Here is an 18845-nt window from a genome sequence, read left to right as displayed (position 1 = left end):
ACCCTCCTGACTTAGGCACCCAGTTAGCAAGACATTTTATTCAACGCCCTACAATGTCTGAAGCCAAAGGTTTCAAACGCAAAATATAATAGGGCGGCACAGAAACATCTTTCCCTGCATTAAGGGGAGCAGAACGGTGTAATTGATTGCAATCTAAATATAGATAACCATCTGAACCAAAGCTAAACGAATCTGTCCAAGACAACTTCTCGTCAGTGATTAGCATTTGGTAGGAGCGATCTGGTGTAATTACCCCAATCCCGTTATTGGCTAAGTCTCCCAGGTAGATATTGTTGTCTTGGTCAATGGAAATGCCGTCACAAATTGGCTTTTCGCTGTATCGTTCAATTTTGCTGCCCAGTTCAGCTTCACTCAAATTAGCATTACTAAGGTCTGCACTGCGTATACGGTAAATACTGGTGCTGTGCATAGCGCCGAAGTAGACCCATTCATTTTCTGCATCTAAGGCGATGGGATTGGCACCCAAGTGGGGTCGAATTACAGTCTCATCAGGCTGCTTAATCCGCACCGGTACGCCGTCAATGACTAAATCAATGTCCTCTGGCACTACGCTTTGGTGTCCTTGTAAAATGCGAGAGGCCAATCCTGTGTTCAAATCAACCCTGATCAGAGCCGCCTTGTTTCCCTCAGTCGGATCAGAAATATAGACAACATTACGGGTCAAATCCACTGCCAAATCATTAACAAAGGAACTATCTAGCGTCACAGGCGGTGGTAAGTAAATTACCCGTGCCAATTGATTACTGTTGGTGTCCCATGCCACCAGTTTGGGGATTGACTCACCTCGATTGCCGTTGTCTAGCATCCAGACAGTCCCTTTGTCATCCGACTTGATGCCTAGCACAGTATCGAGGGTAATGATTCCCTCCCCAGACTGATTAGGAAACGGTACTATACCGTCTTGGGTAAGTTCCGCTACTGGAATTTCAGGGGTATAAAACTGGTGGAGGCTAAGAATGACCCGACCTTCTGGTGTCAGGGTGATGTTGCCAGGAGGGATGGACAATTTTGCCACAACCTCTAAGCGATTAGATAAATTTTCCATAATATTATCGATTTCACAAACAGTTGAGCAAATCCCAAAATCGGTAGTGATAAATGCGATTAAGAATTCAGCACTCAAAACTCAACTAGGCTGTTCGTTGTTTTCACTAAAAATCACTACATCTACACCACTACCCTATTTTTTTAAGCTCCAAGCTTGACAAGCTTGGCATAGGAAGGCTTGCCTAATTCATTGAGGTAAAACATCATGTAGTAGCCTGGTGGGTAAAGATTCGCGTTTTTTGGAGCTTTAAATTTGATGGAAGACTCATCCCCTAAAGCAACATTTTCTAAGGGCAAATCTGCCAGTCGTTGTCCATAATCGAAAGAATGAGTGACTGAACCCAGCTTAATCAAGACAACAGAACCTTCGTTAGTTGCATTCTTCACGAATATTGTTCCAAATTGACCGTATCCAATCTTTTCAGGAGCTTTTACAATTTCAGGGCGAGAACCAGGTTTGAATAAATAGGGCGGACTGAAAATCTCCGCTTGCCAAATTTCAGAGGGAACGAAGGGTTCAGGATCGCCCTCAGCAAAATAACTTTGAGGAGATTTGTAATACTCTTGAAGATCAAACTCTTTAGCCTGACCTGATTTGTCCTTCAGCTTGGCTAATTTATAATATTGCTTGGGATCTCGCAGAATATCAACATGAACTGTTCCATCTTCTTCTCGTGCTGTCCGGTTGGCATTGCCACCAATAATTAAAACACGAGCATCCGGTAACAGCAGCGCCCCATTATGATAGAGCCTGGGTAGTTTAGCGGGATTCATGGACTTGGTTTTATAGCCTCCAGGGGCATCTTGATCGGCAGTCATCAGCAGAGGCTCATAGACAGGCCTATATTCTGGATATTCACCGCCATTGATAATCAAAACTTCTTTGTTGGGCAGAATCACTGCTTGAACATTAGCCCGTGGCTTGTTGAGGAAATTCTTGATAGTTTCCCATTTGCCGTTCTTTTCTCCACTCTTTTCAGAAGACACCCAACGCTGTAGGCTAGAGACAACGCTAGCCCCTGAAATATTTTCTCTACCCCCTCGTCCAAAGTTGATGTCGTTAGTACCAATAAGACCGCCTATCAGCAAGACATCTTTAGAGTTAGGATCGGCCAGAGCAGTTCCGTAAGCTTTAGAAGTCTCCCCCCTTTCAGGCCCAACCTCAAAACTGACAGAAAATTTACCCTGTGCGTTCTCATGGATAGACATTAAATAGCTTTTTTTGCTGGCGTGCAGTACTAAAACGTTGCCAATACCAGCCTCATCCCCAGTAATCAAAAGTCTGCCATCAACAGTTGGAAAGACCCTAGGGTATAGGTCTATGCTATCGTAGGCATCAACATTTTGGAGTTTGGTGTTGAAAGGACTGTTCTTGATCCCTGTGAGGTCGATGTAGTGAAATTTTTGTGTTTTGGGGTCGTAGATTTCCAAGCTCGGATTAATCTGGTTGGGAGCTTCTAATTTTAGACCCGAAAAAATGACTATTTTTCCATCGGCTAGTGGAATTAAACTAGGATACCAACGTCCATCTTTGAGTTGGCCTGAAGTAGACCACTCGCCTGTTTGCCAGTTATAAAGGTTGACTTGCTTGGAGCCTGTAAATGCTCCTCCGGGGTAATAGCGTCCAGTCCCACCAACAAAAAGGACGTTACCATCGGCTAGTTGCAAATGACCGGAGCAAAATAAATCGTTGCTCTCTCCATATTGGAGTGCTCGTGGGGAAGCAATGCGCTCAAATTTCTCAGTTTTAGGATCGAAAAGGGAGGTATTGTTAACGACGTTATAGTCCGTAACTTTGACTCCCTCTATAAAGCTAATTTTCCCATTGTCATTAACTAAGGTGGAGCGAAAGCTACTACCGTTGAGGCTCAACACCTTTCCATTGGGAAGAAGTATGGTATGGATAGACTGCATCAGGTTTTCTTTAGAAGCCATAGGGATGGTTTCCCATGCTCCCATTTCTTCTTTTGTCCCAATTATTGGGCTGGCGATCGCCTGCTTCCAGCCACAGAGAGTAATAGCTAAAGTCAGGATAAAAGCCAGAAAAACTGAGACAGTTGCAATGCATTTTGATTTGTTAATTCTCATCTGCTTGTACTATTTACAGACGATTTTATTCAATTCTCTTCGAGTAGCCTCAATGGCCTTTTCGGCAATATCGTAAGCACTTAGGTAATGATTATTTTCAGGATCTTCCCCAGGAATCCAGAACTTACGTCGAGTCAGACGAAGTGAGTTGATAAAAGCAGGAATGGCATTGAAAATCTCTACCGCTATCGGGCCATGATAGACCTGTAGAATTGGTTCTAAAAAGGATTGCCAAGGAAGCCAACTCGTATGAACAGCCCCTCGATCTGGAGGAGAGACTTGGATGTAATGAAGTCGTCCTTGTTTAGCCAGGTTTTTCACTTGTGTTTGAAATATCTCCGGACCCTCTCCATCAAGAGTTTCATGGGCGCTATCGATAACCACCCCAACTTGTTTACTGGAAACTCCATCCAGAAATTCCATCAATTGTGACAATTTGTTTGGGCCAGAGGTTTCCCAGTGAGTTATCGGTTCAATAGCTAATTTGACCTTCTTGGACTCTGCATATTCACCTAACTCATTCAGGATAGGTTGGGCGTTAGCATAGCGGACTGCAAGATGTTCTTGGAGGCGATCGCTCCAGATAGGCTCGTTAAAGTCTGTAACAGGAAAAACACCGTAAGGGATAACAATCGGACCCATCATAATTTCACCCCTGAGAGCGGCGGTGATATCAACCCGTGACTTAAGATACTTTAAAGCTTCTTGCCGTTGTTCAAGATATGGAGAACTCGGATCAAATGTTCGAGTCGCCCCGACATTGGTGGTAATTTTTACCTCTTGTAATCCTGCTTTGTCTATATCACGTCGGAGGTTCGTATAATCATCAAGGTCTTTGGCGTAATTTTGAGTTTCTTCTGGTGTGATCGGAAACTCAAAGCCAGTGTAGCCAAAATTTTTTAGCTCTTTAATGTGCTTGATGATAATTTTACGATAGTCTAAGTCATTAGGTCTCAGATTAGTAGTGAACATGAAAAAGCTTAAGTAGATATCACGCGAAATTGACTGATTACTCATGTTATGATTTTTTCCTATTATTTATATTTAATCAATTAAATAATCAGGGCAAAAGTCAGACAAGAATCGGTTATTTAACTTTTCCTGTGAGAAATTCGGGTAAAAGGAGAGGATTGGCAATCAGAGGCTTTGGGTCGAAGCAGGGCCAAATCAGAGCAATGCCTTCTTCATCAAACCGAAAATAATCGAGAAGGGTCAGTACATCCCCTTTATTTGTCGTAAATTCAAACAGGCTACAAGCCATAGGATAATCGATAATATGTTCGATAATATTTACAGATTCAACGCGAGTTGAAACATCGCTAAGAAACCCAATGATTATGTCGTTTCCTACAATAGGTTCTTCACGAAGGGGACTAATAAAATTTAGCTGAGACGAAAACTGTACTTGAGAAAAATCTCCGGAATTGAAAGCACATAAATATTCATCAATAATTTCAATAATCTCTGCTTTGTTCATATTAAATTATTCCAAATTACAGCTTTACACGGGCTTGGAATTCCAAATCTGGCGATCAATCTTCCAGATGCCTTGCTCTTTTTTCATTAACCATAACGCCCGAAAATTGGCCTGTCTAGGTGTCGTGCCATCTTTTGGGCGAATCGTAGCCTGAGACATCCCAATCACATAACCGAAATCGCCAATGACTTTGATTTCTTCAGCCGTGAAAATGGGATCGATATCTTGCTGTGCGATCTGAGCCGCAAATCCTTCAACGATGTCAGCAGTCCCGCGCCGATCAGGGACTCCTGGTGGCATCCAGAGCGCATTTTCTGTGTACATACTTGCATAACCCTGTAGATTACCTGACCTAACATTCGCTGCGTAGACTTCTTCAAAGACCTTTCTGATCTCGTCTTGATCGCTAGATTTCATCTCTAAACTCTGATTTAGCAAATGTATATTTTCACGACTTAGACTACTGGCGATCGCTTATAGTCCTTATCCAATGACAGAAAAATCGAAGTTTAATTAGGGAGTAGAGAATCGGGAATCAGGAAAATGCTCAAAACTTTGACTTTTACTTACTCCCTCTCTTCGCCAAAAGCTGAGTGCATAAGTCCTAGCTGAAAGAGGCTACAAACCAGTCACTTGGCGTAGATAAGTACGAACCATGAGCGCATATACAAAGGATTAGCTTTTTTAGGGTTTCGCTATCTATCACAAAGTATCAGTTCGGGTGATGCTGCCGTTGGCTGGTGTTGTGAAGTTACGTTTAGTTCCCTCTTGGATAGAGTTACCGCTGCTATTACGTTTGACAAACTTATATTCAAAGGACGTTGAAACTGGCAGTGAAACGGTTGCAGTCCAGGTTGAATTCGCAGTGGGTAATAACTTGATACCCGAAGTTTGCACCCCATTACCTAGCAGTGGATTGTTCCCGACGAGATAAACATTCTCTCCCCGGTTGCTTGTGGCATTAACCTTAAAAGTGACAGTTGTTTGTGGTTTATTACAAGAATAACGCTGGCAAACTACTGCTGGTGCATCACTTCGCCCCTGATTCATCGCTGCGACTAAATTAATGTACTCACCCATTGCCCAGCTTAGGGGCTGCATTGAGCGGGTTGCAGTTCCTGGTATATAGGGATTGGGGGTTATTGTTTGCCAGTCGGTGATTGAGGCCGTATTGTTCCAGATCTGCTCTGGGATAAATCCAGCTTGAGAGGAGAACGCCTTCAGGAACTGCAAATAGGGTCGCCCACTCGAACCATTGCCAGTCTTCACAATTTCGTAAATCCCTCGTTCAGCAGTAAAAATTGGCCACAAACGACCTCGGCCAGTTCCGTTGTAGCTAAGACCATCATTATGCTCACCGTACCCATCGTAATTGTAACGGAACCAGGCATCCCCCTTATTTGCAATCGTTTGTTTTAAAATCGCGTCGTACTCTGGAATGGTTTCCAAGATCGTCCAATCATTCGGACTCATCACTCCCATACGAACCAGTTCCAAGAAACCCCCATCAATGATATACCGCTCACCATGCCGACCCGCTCCATTACCGAATTCCAATGTCACGTCATCATTGGGATCTTGATTAGCAGTAATGCGAATGTAGTATTTGCGGTTGCCATGAAAGCCTGTGGTTGTGAAAGTCCAATTGGCAATATTGTTACGCCACTCGTCTGCTTTTTGCAGGTAGTAGTTCGCAGCACCCGTATCCCCCGCTTTGTTTGCCAGGTCAGCAGCACATACCAGCCCAGCAATCTCGGCGGCGATCGTCGAAGGCGAATAACCTGCCATTTCTTCCCAGCGTTCTTGGTCTGTTCTTGGTCCATTTTTAGCCAAAAATTCAGCTGCAAGCTTGATTTTTGGCCACAGGTCGATGCGATTCAGCTTCCATGCCAGGATGATCGGCATGGCAGTCTCATCCATCTGGGTGGCATTCCAAAAGGGTTGACCATTTACCCAGCTATTCTGTGGGAAACGACCAGGACGCGAGAAGGGGTTCTCGCTTGTCGTTGTTTGCATTTGCACGTTGAATAAATATTCAACCGCTCTATTTGCAGAAGCTGTATCACCTGCCGCCATCAAGGCGCTGGCGAATTTGAATAGATCACGTGCCCAGATTAAGTGGTAGCCGCCTCTATTGCTATCTCCATTGGTGTCACCCCAAGGTGTGCCAGAACCAGCAATCATGGCTCCATTACTTTTGTCTTGGATGCTCTTTAGGGTCATGGCTGCGAGATAGTACTGATCATCAGCCAATCCGTTTTGATTTTTGAGATTGTTTGTGTAAGCAATCCATTCGTTGGTGTACGTGTTTTCTAAAGTAGCAAGATCGCTATTGAGGGTACCGTTGGCAGCACTCCCTGCTTCGGCTTCATTGCGACCAAAAGCCAGTACAACATCGAAAGAAATAGTGCTGGCGTTGCTGTTACCAAAATCAACCCAGCCCATTTGAGCAACATTACCACCATAAGCTCCGGTATAGTGCCAGTCCATATTCCTGTCACCTTGCCCACCAAATAGATCCGTGAAGCCATCGTTTTGACCGACAAACCCATTCGAGACCATTGTGTTACCGTTGACCACTTTCCACGGGCGAGAAATGCCGATCGCGGATGAGGTAGAATTAGGTTCAGAGGCGATTAAAAGGGTGCGACCATCAGCAACAAGTGTACGAGAGTTATCGGCCCCTCGTTGGTTGTCGCTTCCACCTCCTGAGTTGTTGATTGCTGGATTATTCAAAAGATAGAGGTTGTAGTCTTTAACCGTCTTACCTGGCTCAAGCGTCTGAAACGTTACACGCTGAATCACAGTATTGCGACTAGGATCGGTAAAAATCTTTTTGGTAATTTTCCATCTGTCATCACCATCTTTTGTCACCACTTGCCAGATGAGCGATCGCGGATTGATTAAGGTAATATCATGCTTTAGTTGCTTGCGTTCTTCGTCTCCCCAAGTTTTGCTAGCATCGGTTATCAGAAATTGCAAATCCACATTCTGCACAGTGTCAAGGGTTGGATAGAAAACTTCAGTCAAAACACCCTCTGCACCCGTGAAATAGACTCTGGAGGTATTGCTGGCAGAAGTGCCAATAAAATCTTTGGCACTAAGTGCCCAGACGGAAGGAGCGCCAGGTTTACCAGGAGCATCAAGAGCAAATGCCAGACCGACAACTTTCAGTCCAGACACAATGCCAAAGGAGAGAATAGCGGTAGATGTAAAAACCTTCCAAAAATTGGCTTGCTTCACAGATTACCCCCTCAAAATTTTTCAAACAATCGTTAAATAAATTACAAACCAGTAACTTCTCGTAAGTAAGCGCGAGCCATTTTGGCATATTTCAAAGGATTAGCCTTCACAGGGTCTTGCTCAGCCTCAACAACAAGCCATCCTTCATACTTGTGCTTGGAGAGTTCTTCTAAAATCGGTTTAAAGTTAATTGCGCCTTCTTTGTCACCCGGAACGGTAAAAACACCAGCCAAAATTGAATCTAAAAAGCTGCGTCCTAGCTTAATTGATTCCTCCAAAACGAACTTGCGAACATTTTTTAAATGGACATGCTTAATGCGAGAAGAGTAAGTCTTAGTAACCTCCAGTGGATCTTCTTGTGCATAGTACAAATGACCAGTATCAAGCAGTAGATTCACATATTGCGGATCGGTGTAAGCCATCAGCCGATCAATCTCGCTTCGCTGTTGGACACCAGTACCGACATGGGGGTGATAACACAATTTCATTCCGTTATCAACAGCCAACAGACCAAGCTTATTAAGACCTTTAACCAACACATCCCACTGAGTATCAGTAAATTCAGGTTTGTTGGGTAAAACATTAACTGGTTGTTGATGAACAGCATGACCTAGTTCTGCAACAACAACGCTAGTACCTCCCATTTCCTTAATAAAATTCATTTGTTTGATAAAATTATCAATTGTTTGTTGCTCCATCTTATTGACTGTGAAATATGTACTTGTCCACGGTTCAGAAATTCTCAAACCACGCATTTCTAGCTCTGTTTTCAGAACTTCAGTATCAGTTGGATATTTATGCCCAACACTCGAACCTTGAAACCCAGCTAGTGCTATTTCGCTAATTGTTTGCTGGAAAGGAATATCATTTCCTAGCAGTGGCATATCATCATTAGTCCAACCTGTTGGAGTGATTCCTATATATACATTGTCTTGATCAAAAATAGGCATTTTTTCTTCCTTATTTTTCTCTAAGCAGTATTGTCAAATTAACTTGGTTTTGAAAGTGAAAGCAGGATTGGTGGTACTAAGTACAGCCCACCAGAAATAAAGTACGGAATTCACTTTTTGAATCAACTGTGTTTAGGTCTATCACTATTTTGACTTTCGACCCCTTTTTACGGTGGCGTGTACTAAATTTATAGACACAAAAAATTAAACAAATACAGCCCACCTGTGAGTAAAAGCCATATATGCAATGATTTAAGTCTTTTAGTTATGCCAACAATTTTTCCAGGTTAACGCTCTATTTGTTCTTGCATCTCTTTGGTTATTATCTACTTCCAATCCTATATCCTATTGCAAAATTGTTGTCAATACAGAGACTATATCTTTGCTAACGAAACTGAGAGATAATATGATTGGCTGATTGAATCGCTATAGCAATGCTTGTTAAGGTTGGATTACTTGCATTCGCCACTGGATGTAGCGCGTTACCACCTAAATACAGATTGTCATAACCCCAAACTTTTGAATTTTCATTGACAACACTATCCTCTGGATTAGTTCCCATACGGGTGTTTCCGTGAATGTGCAAGGTTAACCCAGGGGTCATAAATTGTGGTAGTGAAGGGGGTAAGAATCCACCTAATGCTCCCGCCGCTCGCAGCATGTCTTCCATCATTGTATGCTGCTGATTTCGTTCCTTTATATTGTTATAGGAAAAGTGGAAAGTAGGCTGAGGCATTCCAAAAGTATCATTGTAGTCTTTTTCAAATTTAACGGAATTTTCCTTGGTCTGTTCGACGATGCCAAACCAACGTAAATCTACAATTACACGACTATCAACATTGGGAGGCAAGTCCCCATATTGAAAAGCATCACGATGAATCTGGCAGTGCCAAGGACGATTTTCTGATACAGGAATCCAAACTTGGGGTTCTGCACCTAATGGCGCTTTCATGGGAATGGGTATGGGATCTTCTGGATGGTCTTTTTTATAATTTTCAACTTCGTTTTTGGCTTTTGAATCTAAATATGGGCTATCGGTTAGATTGTCCATGATCTCTTGTTTCAGTACAATTTGACAGAACGCCATTGGCTGTTCTGACAGATAACATCCCATTGGCTCTGGACGGATACCAGAGTTAAATAAAATTTGTTGAGTCAGTACAGTACCGCCACATATGATATAAACTTTGGCGCGAATTATCAGGGTTTTCCATTCTTTTGAATTCTGTACAATTGCACCTTGAATCGTTTTTCCACTAGGGTCAAGAACTAACTCCTTACAGCGGTGTTCTTCTAGGATTTGGAACTTATCAGCGTATTGGTCAGGATTATCTAGTAGTGGCAGTAGTGGCTTTAGTACTGTATCAGCTGCACTCCAAGTGACAAATTCAGGGTTGTCCTGGCGACGCTCACAGGCTAAAGGCAGATTTTGCACATGGTATGGAGAAGAAAGCTCTTGAAATTCTTCCTGTAAGATACCGAGTACTATTTGGTGGCGAATGGATTTTTCAAAGGGATGTGTATTGCAATTTTTGCGTGGATGGACATTCAAAAATTCCTCAGCTTCGTCATATAGAGCATCCCAGTTCTTAATAAATTTCCAACGCTCAATTTCTGGATGCTGTCGCGGAGTGGCGCAAGTCCAGTGAGTTGCCATACCCCCTACAGCATAGGTAGCGGCCGCAGCAGAGAGGTTAAATTGTGGATCTTGGTGTGGATTCTGACCGTTGCGAATAAATCCTTTCTCAGGTTGAAACCCGCCTGGGTCGAGAGTTAGGTTAGGTCGTGTATCTACAGGTATGGATAGGGTATTCAGGTGTCCTCTAATGACAGAGGCAAACAAATCCACATTGCGCTGGTATAAAAATGCATTTTTCAGATGTCCTCCAGGGTGTTGAGAAAGTTGAGCTCCAGCATCTATCATTAAAACCTTCAAACCAGCTTGAACTAATTTTCGAGCAAATGTACAGCCTACTGGACCTGAGCCAATAACCAGTGCATCTACCTCATAAATATTAGGTGGATAGGGAGAAGAATAAGCTTTAGCCTTCTCCTGTAATGCTTGTGTTATATCTGTCATATTTTTTCCATTTTTAGGGCAACTTTTTGTTTTACACCTATAGATTAGACCTCTTACATAAATATTTGTTTGCCTCACACAAAGGTGCAAATAAGAGCAAGAAAAAAAGTACTTTTACAAGAAGTCTATTGATGTTCAAAATTCTGTTATTTGTAACCTTATGCCTGTTATATTTTTTAAAAAATATAATTCTTTCTATCTAAAGAAATACTTACTAGTGTATCCTTTGATAGACTTTATCAGTAAGCGTTCAGGGGGTAGCAGGTAGGGCGAACGCATCTATTAACAATTACCCATTACGAAACAACTATTGAGATCGTTGTTAAACAGACTTGCGATTAGGATGCTAATCTGCAATACTTGGCTAAATTATCCTTAACCTTTACCGAAAAGCCTTTTTAGCCGTTTTTTCATGACCTAAATCCTTATGTTGCTTATACGCATCACGCTGCCTCTCGACCTCCCGCAATACTTTTTTGGTTACATTTCTACTGGAGAGGGTTTGTAATAATTCATCTTGAACATTAGCAGCGTCTGATATATCTCCTTGTTTCTGCAACCAACTGCTATAGCAGTCTGCATAATACTTGTAGTCAATATGACCAAGGGACGCAGCAGCTTTTTCTGGTTTATCAGTCAACGCCTTGGCAAACTCATTACGAGCTTCCTGAACCTGGGGAGAAATCACCTTAATTTTGGGATGTGTGGGATCGTCTAAGTCTAATAATTTGTATTCTTTTGCCATTGCGCTGGCTAAAGCTACCTTGGCATGGAAAGCAACTGAGCGATCGCTCAATTTTGCTGATACTTCCCTGAGGGTATCGTTGCCGTTAGCCAGCACCTGAGTTCCATCAAACGTCAGAATACGTCCAACATCTTCAGAAAAAAAGTCCTGCGCTAGAAATTCTTCGTCGTAACCCCGTGGCGGCGCAATACGCAACCTCAGTGGGTTGGAAACCAAGTCTTCTTCGGTATCCTCTTGGTGTAAGGCTACTTGAATAGTATAGTAACCCGGTTCGGCAATTTCCCAACCACCCTTACCCACAGAAGCAAACAGGGACTCATATGTTGATTCTCCAGGCATCAAGATACGGACTTGGGTTTTCCAGCAATACTGAGCATAGGGAGAGAACTGACGAGCGGGTTGACCATCTTTCTTGATAATCACAATCATGTGGTCAAGTTCGGACAGGAGTTTGTCACTGATGAGCTTAGGCTGGGATGAAATATTGGTTAGCTTCAACTCCAAGACCACTGGCTCCAGGAACTCGAACAGAGCTTGCTGACGGTTAACACGCAATTCCAACTTAAGTGATGGTTCAGGAGACAGGTTAAGCTGCTCAAAAGCGTGATCGTCAAACCAATCAGCATTTCCATGCTGCACAAATCGGAAAGGAGCGTGCCGCATGAACAGCAGTTCTGCATCGCTGAACCGAAACTCAAATTTGCTGAAAAATTGCAATTCTTGTGCTCTGCCGTCGCCCTGCTGTACGCCTCGGGGATAACGGAAGGGATAGTTCATGAAACTCAATGCTTCTGGCTCGGCAGCCAAGGGAATCCAGCTTGCACCAAAAGCCTTGTCCCAAGAGTGAGCTAGGTTAAATGCGTGCCCCATTTCATGAACAGCAGTCCAAAAACACATCCGATTCACCCATGCATCTCGAGCAGATTCGCCTCCTGGTGGCTGCGAAATAAAAGAATTGTAAAAGAGTGCCGTTCCCTGTCTGTGATTGGAACCAATGTCATCAAACATGATCCCACCTAAGCCTTCCCCCCTTTCATGGATAGATGCAAACAGAACCCACATTGACCATTGAGGTCTATTTGCAAATCGCGACCAGTGAATTTGCATGGCATCATGCATTTCATTGTCGCTCCACCTCGCATCTAGTCCCGGTGGAAGCCCAATGGGTGTATCCCCCCCTGACTTAGTGACGGCAAAACCAGTGCGCTGATACACCGTTTCAATGGAGAGCGTTTCCGGAAGCAGTGTTGCAGGTCGGTTAGGATGAGCGTGAGTGTCAATTGCAGTTAGTGGCGTGATGCCTTCCTCAAAGTCGAATTCAAACTCCACCTCGTGGAAGTAGGGTGATTTGTACTTGTAAGCAAAGGTGCGATTGGATGCTCCTGCCACTGAAAAAGTGACTGCGGCACTGCGTTGGTCAGGAAACTGACTGCGTTGCACCTCAATATTGACGTTTGTGTAGGGGAAAGAAGTCGTGTTTCCGTTCTTGTACCAAATGTCACCAGTCCAGGAATTTAAGCCAGTATTGGTAAGATTAGCAATCCAATGGGTTCTAGAGGCGCTCGAAAAAAAGAATGTACCACTTGCTCTCATAAGTGGGTAGCGTCCATCCACATCCAATCGCAACTCTTCGGAAGATTCTGGTTGCGGGATGGAAGTGGGATTGGGAAGATTTATCTCATTCCTGAATTCATAGAGACCACTAACTAATTCGTCCATTTGAACTAACTCCTGTAAATTTCATAAGTATCTAAATCGCTCGTTTGATACATGGAAGACGATCTTGTCATCAGCAGTTATCGAAACCCCCAAAGAGGTCGGAGCAGAGATTTCTAGAACAGTAGATTGCGCTAGCTTTTTCTTTGGCAGTGTCACTTTCACATTGACCAAACCTTCTGGAACATTCGTTTCAAAAGAAGCTGCCAGTCCAATTTGAAATCTCGTTTTCACTTGCGATTCATGAAATACTTCTTTAGCATTGACTTGAACGATGACCTCATCATTTAAAAAACCATCTTGCAAAGCAATATGAAGTAAAATCATTAGAGCAATATGCAGTAATATCATTGGATCTCTAGCTACTCAAGAAATGATATGAAACGAGGCTGTGGAAGAATTAAGGCTCTTGTTTCTGTTTTAGCAATAGCAGCGTCTAGTCTCATAGACATATTAATTTTCCTCCTTATGCCTTATGAGTTTTACTAAAAATAAAAAGTAATTAGCTGCTAAATAAGTGTCAGATTCAGCACGCGATTGGTTTCTCAAAAACCTGAAAACATACTGCTTTAGCAAAGTATCTTTACGTGGCATTCCACCCAAACAATACACACTTATTACGCATACTATGCTGATTGACAACCAGCTAAGAGCGAATGTGTTTGGTAGAAGTTTATTGGTGGAAAGCTTTGACAATTTTGTCGGCTACAGCTTTGCTAATTGTCTCACCGCCAGTCGCATCAAATATCCAATGCACACCAAGATAAATGCGACTGATTATGCTTATGCGCGAAATTTAGACTTCTAAACTGGATTTTAAAGTCAAGTTCTACTGCTCAATTAAAGATTCAGCATAACAGGTACAGAAGAGCCACAATCTTTTCAATGTAATTTATACCTTTCCCAAAATCTTTTATATTCAAATTTATAAGATGATTCTTTTATTAAAATCATCCTATAGAAAGGGAGCATAACAGGGTAGGTTGAGTTTACCATGTAGCAGGTAAGGTGCTTGTAGAGTAAGGGTTTGAAGAATTTAACAGGTATAATAGAGTTAAATTGAAAGTATATAGGAACGTTTTTGGGAGCCAAAAGGAATAGGAGAGATATTTTTATAAGGAGATTAGGTAATGTCAAGTGTCCGGTTATGGCGGCTATTTAAGGACACTCCTCATTCCCTACTCATCTCTGCCCTGCTTTAACCAAATACCATACCGCAGAGGAATTTTACCTGCAAGCGATACCTTCTCTTCTCTTTCAGAGACGCACTCGCGTTCGAGAGGCAATGCCTTTCCTGCGGAACGCTACGCGAACGGCACGTCTTCTCTACCAGACGCACTCGCGTTCGACGAACGCTACCAGTTCATGGCGGGTATGCCATCGCAGAGTAAAAAGATATCCAAATCTTTTGACTTTATTAAATGACTACCCAGGTAAAACAGGTAAAAAATGGGTAGTTCTCCGCTATCTTTAATCAAGCGATTCAGGGATGATTAATTCTATAGAAAAGCGCTGGCACAAATTTTCGGCTGGCATTTAATAAACCGCATATAAAGCAAAGCCCTGAACTTTTATCGGGGCTTTTTAAATTTAATCTCATCAATTGCAACAAGTATTGAGTTCTATTCTTTCATTGAAGCGATAGGCCATTCCGGCATGGCAACTTTTGGAGACGCTCCGCGAACGCGTTACTGCTTTCATGCAATGAGGTAATTTTTGAATTATTGCATTAACGATCAAGTTTACTTTGGCTATCTTCACACAAGGTTGTACTCCCTTTCAACAGCTGCCAGCAGCAAAGCGTGCAAGGATGACAGATAAGGTTTGGTTTGCTTTGCTTCCCCAATCCTTGCTACTACAAAATACTTGAAACCCTTGATTTATTGTTACAATAGTATTAGTAGTTAATAATCCCCAGAGGGTTAATCTGAGCGTCAGAAGATAAGGAATCTTCTTCGTCATCCTTGTCAAAATTTGTATTGCTGAGGGGGACTTATGGGTGAATCGAAACGCCGAAAGGCAATATTAGGCAATCACTATGGTTTGCCTAATATTTTCAATGAAGTCCAATCAATGTGGAGGCAGATTAATTTCTCGCTCAAGCGAGTCAAAGATTCTGATAATGCATGTTTACTTGTTCAGTGTTCTAACAACGACCGAGGATTCCATCAAGACACTATTGCCCAACTTCAAAAAGAAATAGAAAATTGGAAATGTGATTTGGATATTCCTATCTTGATCCAAGTTCTCCCAAGGGGAGTTCAAAATTCAGAAACTAAACTTTTTGATGGGTTCGTTACCATTTGGTGCAATTGTCCGGAATTTGAATTGTGGCGAGAAATATTTGAAACTAAACTCGATAAGTGAACTTTGTTGGATTAACCTCTTGTTTCCTAGCTGCGCCATCATTTCTGTTGCCTCCACTCGATTTTGTACTCCCGTTCCACAGCCGCCAGCAATTTTGCCTGCAACGAAGATAAATAAGGTTTAGCTTGTTTCCCCAACCCCTGCAACAGCCAATCCACAGAAGAGTCACGGCTAGCCAGTTGATGCAACTGCCGTAACCTCACACATAGCTGCTGCATAAATCTAACATCTTCATCAAGCAATTCCAGTAACTTCAGGTGTTCAAACTTCACGGTGTAGTCGCCGTCCCATATCTGAAGTGTACAACTGTATTCGCCAACATGAGTTACCACGCCCCAATAACCTGCTTTACCTCTCAAGTCTGGGTCATCTTTGGGCAGAAGAATGCATATTTCCCCGATGTGGTAAGGATTGGGTACTTTCGTTCTTTCGCGTATCCTATCCACTACATCTTTCACGATCCGACCGGATGGAATCTTATTCCCAGCTTGCTCTACTGCCTGCTGCCAGACATCCGCTTGTACAGCCGGTTCCAACTCGGCTTTCGCCAAAAACCGCAGTTGTCGTTCGTTGGTCGGCATTGGAATTTGCCGACCAATGGTCGGCAAAAACTTTTGAAGATTCTCATAAACTACAGTCGCCGAAATCTTCAAGTAAGCCGCGTCACGACTATAATTGAAGCGATCTCGGCAATACTCCTCAAAAGTACGGTGCGTGGAACGATACAATCTGCGATCCCGCAACTCCATCAACGCCTGACCTGCTGACAAAAATGCCCTTTCTACCTGACGTTCCAATTGCAAGCGTAAGCTTTGTTCTTCTTCGGTCAACTCTGTAACTTCAACAGCAGTAACCGTAATCGTTACTGAGGCTGGGTTGTCTTGCTCAAAAGTATTTTCCTTTACAGAGTCGGCGGCTGGCTTTGCTTCACCAGATGCCCCAGGGATAACTTTCTTGCGTCTGGATGGTGGTTTGTTCATTATTCCACCCCCAGGCTGACAGCAGTCGAACAAATATTGAGTTGTGTCATCATGGAAATATAGAGTTTTTATTTATGCCCCCATCCTTTAAACAGGTTGGGGTTTTTCATTGCTTTCTATATTTTGCACCGATGAAAGAATACTTTAACGAAAATCAGCCGAATACCACAGTTAATAAGAAAAACTTCAGTTGTCAAAAGCCTGAATTCAATTCTGACAACTGAATTAAATTTCAGCTTATTCTAGAAATACCCTCTTCAACACAGGGGTAAAACAACGGCTAATGCTTGATTATTTGACCGTGAGTATTGCAAAATGTATGACTTTATTTGGAGTACAAGAGTCGTTGTTAGAATTTCGCCTGGGTTATCTTGACACTGAGAGTCTTTGCACTGATCAATATACGACCCCTTGCAGATATCTTGAAGCGTTCGCCCATCTTCAAGTTAGTAGTTATTGGTTGCTCCTTTGTTACATATTGGGACAGGTTGGCATATCATCTCCAACGAGTAGCCTTGCAAGACTGGGCAATGCCTCACCGTAAGTTGGGTGAATGTGAACCGATTGTTCAAGTACCTGCCACGTTGCTTTCGCTTCCATAAGTGACAAAAAGACATGCACCAGTTCAGCCGTTTCGTAACCAACCAGCGTTGCTCCTAAAATCAAATTCGTCTGGGTGTCGATGACCATGCGGTAGAAACCCAGATCGTGCCCCCACTCAATGCTACGGGCAATGTGAGCCATTGGCAGGGTGACTTCGCTCGCAGTAATGCCCTGTTTGTGAGCCTGCTCTAACGTCATACCCACTCGACCCACTTGTGGCTCTGTGTAGACGGCATAGCCTAATACCCGATCGTTGCGTGTCCGGTGTTCGCCACACAGAATAGCTTTCAAGCGACGATAGTCTTCCCAAGAAACATGCGTAAAAGCAGGCTGTTTGGCAGCGTCTCCGATCGCATAAATCCCAGCGCAAGTTGTTTGAAATTGCTCGTCGATTTTAATAAAACCCTGTGCATCTAATTCAACACCTGTCACCGCAGAATTTAATGCCTGGGTATTCGGTTTGCGCCCAGTCGCAATCAGCAATGCTTCTCCATCTAGTACTTCACCATTGTTCAGCGTTAGGGTAAACACACGATTGGTATAAGCAACCTGCTGAACCGTCACATTGAAATGCAGTCCAATTCCGTCTTGCTCAAAAGCATCAGCAAGCACAGCACTGACATCGGATTCTTCTTGAGCCAGCAGCCGTTCACCCCGCACAATCAATTCGGTTTGGCTCCCTAAACGTGCCATTCCCTGCCCTAGCTCCAAGGCAATATAGCCACCGCCAACCACCAGCAAGCGGGGCGGAATCTGCTGCAAATCAAAGAAATTTCGGTTGGTCAGATAAGGCGTTCCAGCTAAACCCGAAAAGTCAGGAATGGTGGAGGATGTCCCTGTATTGATGACGATGAGCGGAGCCTGCACAGTCACACCTCCTCCACTCACAGTTCGCTCTCCGGTGAAAGCAGCTTCAGCGCAGACGACTCGAACCCCTGCACTGTCTAGTCGCCGTTTGACACCCTGGTTAAACTGGCTGCGAATACTACGCACACGCTCCATCACCGCAGAAAAATCGACCTCGACCTGCGCGTGTATGCCTAACTTTGTCGCTTGCCTTGCGCGACCTGCGGCATGGGCAGAGGCTAAAAAGGCTTTAGAAGGAGTACAGCCATAGTTTATGCAACTGCCGCCCAACGCATCACGCTCAAATAGAACCACGTTTCGACCTGATGATGCAAAGTCAGCTGCAAGTGGAATTCCGCCCTGACCGCTTCCAATCACAATTACATCTGCTGTTTCCATTGTTACCTCTGTTGATAGTTGGTTATTACAATTTGTCACCGGATGGCAGGTGTCTGATGTGTGGCGCGAATTGAGGTCGATGATTTTTCTAATTAATAATCTATCTTAGGATAGTTGTAATAATTAACGCATATATCATATATGCGTCTCAGATGAGGATGAATAAACAATTGTGCATCACTTATCTCTAAAGAGATATTTCATAGGTTGACTCTTCCCATGATAATAAAAAAATTGTTGGTGATATGCAGTAAAATTCTTTTGGATGTCTTAGTCTAATTGT

At 43.2% G+C, this 18845-nt stretch carries 14 protein-coding genes; 2 read left to right on the top strand and 12 right to left on the bottom strand.

What is annotated here, in order from left to right:
• Positions 1 to 40 precede the first annotated feature (40 nt).
• From RRG12_RS02570 to RRG12_RS02525, 10 genes are all read right to left on the bottom strand, one after another.
• Positions 41 to 1066, bottom strand: a complete 1026-nt coding sequence (locus RRG12_RS02570; protein WP_420758236.1) for an L-dopachrome tautomerase-related protein — start codon at positions 1064 to 1066, stop codon at positions 41 to 43.
• 143 nt (positions 1067 to 1209) lie between these two features.
• Positions 1210 to 3156, bottom strand: coding sequence for a galactose oxidase-like domain-containing protein (locus RRG12_RS02565; protein ID WP_420758235.1), 1947 nt, complete (start codon positions 3154 to 3156; stop codon positions 1210 to 1212).
• Positions 3157 to 3165: 9 nt separating this feature from the next.
• Complete coding sequence (locus tag RRG12_RS02560) at positions 3166 to 4173, bottom strand: sugar phosphate isomerase/epimerase family protein (protein WP_420758234.1); 1008 nt, start codon at positions 4171 to 4173, stop codon at positions 3166 to 3168.
• Between the two features lie 70 nt (positions 4174 to 4243).
• Positions 4244 to 4633 carry a DUF4904 domain-containing protein gene (locus tag RRG12_RS02555; RefSeq protein ID WP_420758233.1) on the bottom strand — a complete coding sequence of 130 codons (390 nt, stop codon included), beginning with the start codon at positions 4631 to 4633 and terminating at the stop codon, positions 4244 to 4246.
• 24 nt (positions 4634 to 4657) lie between these two features.
• The gene (locus RRG12_RS02550) at positions 4658 to 5050 is read right to left on the bottom strand and encodes a YybH family protein (RefSeq protein WP_420758232.1); all 393 of its coding nucleotides are present in this window, start codon (positions 5048 to 5050) and stop codon (positions 4658 to 4660) included.
• 285 nt (positions 5051 to 5335) lie between these two features.
• A complete protein-coding gene (locus tag RRG12_RS02545; protein WP_420758231.1) occupies positions 5336 to 7876 on the bottom strand; it encodes a glycoside hydrolase family 15 protein in 2541 nt (846 codons plus the stop codon).
• Positions 7877 to 7917: 41 nt separating this feature from the next.
• Positions 7918 to 8826, bottom strand: coding sequence for a myo-inosose-2 dehydratase (gene iolE / locus RRG12_RS02540; RefSeq protein ID WP_420758230.1), 909 nt, complete (start codon positions 8824 to 8826; stop codon positions 7918 to 7920).
• A 385-nt stretch (positions 8827 to 9211) separates the two neighbouring features.
• The gene (locus RRG12_RS02535; protein ID WP_420758229.1) at positions 9212 to 10906 is read right to left on the bottom strand and encodes a pyranose oxidase; all 1695 of its coding nucleotides are present in this window, start codon (positions 10904 to 10906) and stop codon (positions 9212 to 9214) included.
• Positions 10907 to 11288: 382 nt separating this feature from the next.
• Complete coding sequence (locus RRG12_RS02530; protein ID WP_420758228.1) at positions 11289 to 13370, bottom strand: hypothetical protein; 2082 nt, start codon at positions 13368 to 13370, stop codon at positions 11289 to 11291.
• 21 nt (positions 13371 to 13391) lie between these two features.
• Complete coding sequence (locus RRG12_RS02525; RefSeq protein ID WP_420758227.1) at positions 13392 to 13718, bottom strand: hypothetical protein; 327 nt, start codon at positions 13716 to 13718, stop codon at positions 13392 to 13394.
• A gap of 166 nt (positions 13719 to 13884) precedes the next feature.
• Here RRG12_RS02525 and RRG12_RS02520 point away from each other — a divergent pair, with 166 nt between their 5' ends.
• Both RRG12_RS02520 and RRG12_RS02515 read left to right on the top strand, forming a co-directional pair.
• A complete protein-coding gene (locus tag RRG12_RS02520; RefSeq protein WP_420758226.1) occupies positions 13885 to 14175 on the top strand; it encodes a hypothetical protein in 291 nt (96 codons plus the stop codon).
• Between the two features lie 1187 nt (positions 14176 to 15362).
• Positions 15363 to 15734 (top strand): hypothetical protein, encoded by a 372-nt coding sequence (locus RRG12_RS02515; RefSeq protein WP_420758225.1) that lies wholly within the window; start codon positions 15363 to 15365, stop codon positions 15732 to 15734.
• A 38-nt stretch (positions 15735 to 15772) separates the two neighbouring features.
• Here the strand turns inward: RRG12_RS02515 and RRG12_RS02510 are convergent, their stop codons facing one another.
• The gene (locus RRG12_RS02510; protein WP_420758224.1) at positions 15773 to 16714 is read right to left on the bottom strand and encodes a hypothetical protein; all 942 of its coding nucleotides are present in this window, start codon (positions 16712 to 16714) and stop codon (positions 15773 to 15775) included.
• 471 nt (positions 16715 to 17185) lie between these two features.
• A complete protein-coding gene (locus RRG12_RS02505; RefSeq protein WP_420758223.1) occupies positions 17186 to 18562 on the bottom strand; it encodes a dihydrolipoyl dehydrogenase family protein in 1377 nt (458 codons plus the stop codon).
• Between the last annotated feature and the right edge of the window lie 283 nt (positions 18563 to 18845).

The sequence above is a fragment of the Nostoc sp. CALU 546 genome (genome assembly GCF_048836525.1).
This window is presented reverse-complemented; position numbering and strand designations above follow the sequence as displayed.

Excerpts from the sequence above, each read along its gene's own strand:
- RRG12_RS02510 (WP_420758224.1), bottom strand. The coding sequence starts at position 16,714 with ATGAACAAACCACCATCCAGACGCAAGAAAGTTATCCCTGGGGCATCT.
- RRG12_RS02535 (WP_420758229.1), bottom strand. The coding sequence starts at position 10,906 with ATGACAGATATAACACAAGCATTACAGGAGAAGGCTAAAGCTTATTCT.
- RRG12_RS02515 (WP_420758225.1), top strand. The coding sequence starts at position 15,363 with ATGGGTGAATCGAAACGCCGAAAGGCAATATTAGGCAATCACTATGGT.
- RRG12_RS02525 (WP_420758227.1), bottom strand. The coding sequence starts at position 13,718 with ATGATATTACTGCATATTGCTCTAATGATTTTACTTCATATTGCTTTG.
- RRG12_RS02530 (WP_420758228.1), bottom strand. The coding sequence starts at position 13,370 with ATGGACGAATTAGTTAGTGGTCTCTATGAATTCAGGAATGAGATAAAT.
- RRG12_RS02560 (WP_420758234.1), bottom strand. The coding sequence starts at position 4,173 with ATGAGTAATCAGTCAATTTCGCGTGATATCTACTTAAGCTTTTTCATG.
- iolE (WP_420758230.1), bottom strand. The coding sequence starts at position 8,826 with ATGCCTATTTTTGATCAAGACAATGTATATATAGGAATCACTCCAACA.
- RRG12_RS02550 (WP_420758232.1), bottom strand. The coding sequence starts at position 5,050 with ATGAAATCTAGCGATCAAGACGAGATCAGAAAGGTCTTTGAAGAAGTC.
- RRG12_RS02565 (WP_420758235.1), bottom strand. The coding sequence starts at position 3,156 with ATGAGAATTAACAAATCAAAATGCATTGCAACTGTCTCAGTTTTTCTG.
- RRG12_RS02505 (WP_420758223.1), bottom strand. The coding sequence starts at position 18,562 with ATGGAAACAGCAGATGTAATTGTGATTGGAAGCGGTCAGGGCGGAATT.
- RRG12_RS02570 (WP_420758236.1), bottom strand. The coding sequence starts at position 1,066 with ATGGAAAATTTATCTAATCGCTTAGAGGTTGTGGCAAAATTGTCCATC.
- RRG12_RS02555 (WP_420758233.1), bottom strand. The coding sequence starts at position 4,633 with ATGAACAAAGCAGAGATTATTGAAATTATTGATGAATATTTATGTGCT.